The organism is Candidatus Obscuribacterales bacterium (genome assembly GCA_036703605.1).
In the GTDB taxonomy this organism is placed as follows: domain Bacteria; phylum Cyanobacteriota; class Cyanobacteriia; order RECH01; family RECH01; genus RECH01.
In genome coordinates, this window is sequence record DATNRH010000984.1 from 1 (window position 1) to 2,928 (window position 2,928).

Sequence of the window (2,928 nt, forward strand, 5' to 3'; positions counted from 1 at the left end):
GGCACCGTGCATTCATGGAGTGGTTGTTGAAGAAGCGAAGCGGGAAGTATGCATCTCAGGATTCCCAGAAGAAGAGGAAGAGGGTGGGAGGGGGTGAGAGAAGAAGTACCCGGAAGAGGAGAAGGCCCAACACTCCCAACCTCAAGAAATCAGTTCTGCCTACAGGACCTTAGCCTTGTTGTATCCCTTTCATGTCTTTCTTTTAATTCCAATCAATACAGTGTTTTATTGCTTCAGTTATCAACACACACTTATCGGGTCAGCATTGGTATGCCTTTGCAACATTTGGGACCATGTCCCTCACAAGGCAGTGGCAAGTGTGGAGAACCAGGCTGTACCTGTCCCCACTGTACTCCTGCACAAAGTGATGAATGTTGGCCCCTTGCATGATCACTGCATCCCCCTGTTGCACGGGTATGGCAACAACATTCTCAGCAAAGCGAAAGCAGAGTTCCCCTCCCTGATAGTTGCCAAGGGGCACCACCACACAGTAGGCATCATGGTGGTCCTTTTCATCAGTGTGCTCAGACAGGCCACCATAGTTGAAGTTGACACTGCACACTGAGAAGCCCCCAAAAGACCATGTCTGCTGGACAGAGAGGGCCTCCAGGAACTTTGCAAACTGGGGCACCTTGGCACGGAGAAGCTTCTTCACGGTGTTGCACAATGGTTGCAGCCTCTCTGCCCACCTTTGCACAGCTTTCATATGGTCCTTTGTGTCCCCGGTGTGCTCCTTTGTCTCCTGAACCTTGGTTGATCTTCGCCACTGCCCATAGTGGAACTGGATGGCCTTCCTATCCTCCGTTCTTGTGTTGTGCCTCCACTTCGGGTGCACAACACTCTCCAGCTCAGTTGTTGCTTCATAGGCTTCCTGCGCCTCCTTCTTGGGGAAAGCCTTGGGCAAGTAGTGTGCAAGCTTGGCTCCGGAGGTGCTGGTGATAAAGAACTCCTGCGAAGGGTCAAAGTCTTTGGGGATGTGGATGAGGTGGGACTGCCAGGTCATGACACGGGGATACCAGGCAACCAGGCTGTTTTGCTGCACCGTCCTTTTTCTCTGCCAGCTTCGTCGGGAGTACACTTGCTGTGCCCTCTTCAGTGCTGGGGTGGTCAGGAAGCACTGTGGCGGCAACACAAAGGGCACTGGAAGCTGGTAATGGAGGCCGGCCATCTCAGAGGAGGAGGAGGAAGAGGGGTCTGACAGCTCGGAGGGGTCTGATAGCTTTGGCAGCTTTGGGGGAGATTCAAACTCCATCCTATCTCCACCGCCAAGGCCCAGCAGGCCCTTGGTGGCAGCAACCTCAGCTGCATCTACCTGCTCTACCCCGTAATCTTGCTTGTCATCTTCAGATTGGGGCTTTGATGTGGAAGTTGAGGTCGGCTCGCACGTCTCCATGGACTCAGAAGGGGAGGTGTTGTTGTCCTGGTTAGGTGAGCGTGCTTGGGATAGCTGGGAGAAGTAGTAGTCAAGTGGTACTGGCTGTGTGCCTTCCATCTTCACTGGTGGAAGGAGGGGAAGGGGGTGTGTGGAAGCATGTTCGGTACACCACTTTTCTCCTTATTTGGTGTTAATTGGACATGCCATGTGATGTGGCATCCTCTGGTTGGCTAAATATCTGGAGTCCAGACCCTGGGGCTGCACCCCTGTGAACCATGCATGGACCCGGAATATTGTCCAATCATGTGGTGCCACATCATGAAAAATCTCATTATTTCCATATTAAGTTATTACTGCGTTAGAAGCGCATCTAACGCCAAATGCCATTTTTACCATATACGGGGGTGCTCTGATCTGACGCCGTTAGATCCGCATCTAACGACAAAGGCAATTCTTCCCATATTTGGCTATACTGCATTAGATGTGGATCTAACGGCAGTCAGATGGCGTTAGATTGGGATCTAACGACAAAGGCAATTCTTCCCATATTTGGCCATACTGCCATTAGATGTGGATCTAACGGCGGTCAGATGGCGTTAGATGGGGATCTAACGCATATATAATTATTCCCATTTTGGGCGTCAATGCGTTAGATGTCGATCTAACGCACTTGTCATTCTTGCCTTATTTGGATTTTCATGCGTTAGATCCGCATCTAACGCCATGATAGAGTGGGTGGGTGGCGTACGCCTACGGCCCCAACCAGGACGCCACCTTCTTCCACCTAACGGCAAGGCTTGGCAGCAAAGGTACAGTGTGTGGTAAAGTGAATAATTCTACAATGTATTAACAAAAATAAATATTTAATTGAACACAAACAAGGCATCACAACGGACGAGTAACGATTCACAAGAGCCCCCTTTCCATTAGCACTGCCAGCTTGAGCAGCTCAAACTGCGACCTAAGGGCAATCCACTTGGCCCTCTGGAAGGAAGAGAAGTCTACATCCTGATCCACCGGCAACATCCCACTGCTTCCTATGCACGACTGGCACCGCTGCAGCAGAGCTCTCCTATCCCTCATCCCCTCACCAGTGCACCTATCCTGGTGATACCACCTGCCACACATAGAACAGGGCCAGCTGGACCTATCTTGCAGAATGTGCATGGGCTCGTGACACCCACTGCACCTATAAAACCCATGCTCTCGCATGGAGAGACACCACTCGATTCTGGCTCGGAGCAGCAGTTCTCTCCAGGCCATGCCTCGCAGTGATGGTTCAGGATCTTCATCGGTGTCATCGTCGGAAAGCCACTCCTGATCCGAAACTTGATCCATGTGCTCGCTAACCACATACAGCCCTTCCCTGCTCAATTCGCCTCGGTCCTGCTGTAGGTAGGGGTCCTCTGCAGCCACATCTTGACCAAATGTTGGTGCAGCTGCGCTCATCCAGACTGTGTGGGCGCCCTGGCTGGTAGAACGGCTTTCGCCCCTGCCGGTGAGTGCTTCTAGGGGGTCTTGGGGTGGGGTAGGCTGCATCTGGGAGGGTGGTA

At 52.1% G+C, this 2,928-nt stretch carries 1 protein-coding gene; it reads right to left on the reverse strand.

All coding sequences use genetic code 11. The annotated features are described in order from the left end of the window. Window positions 1-259: 259 nt before the first annotated feature. On the reverse strand, window positions 260-1,393 hold the full coding sequence (locus tag V6D20_20210) for a hypothetical protein (GenBank protein HEY9818103.1): 1,134 nt from the start codon (window positions 1,391-1,393) through the stop codon (window positions 260-262). Window positions 1,394-2,928: the final 1,535 nt, after the last annotated feature.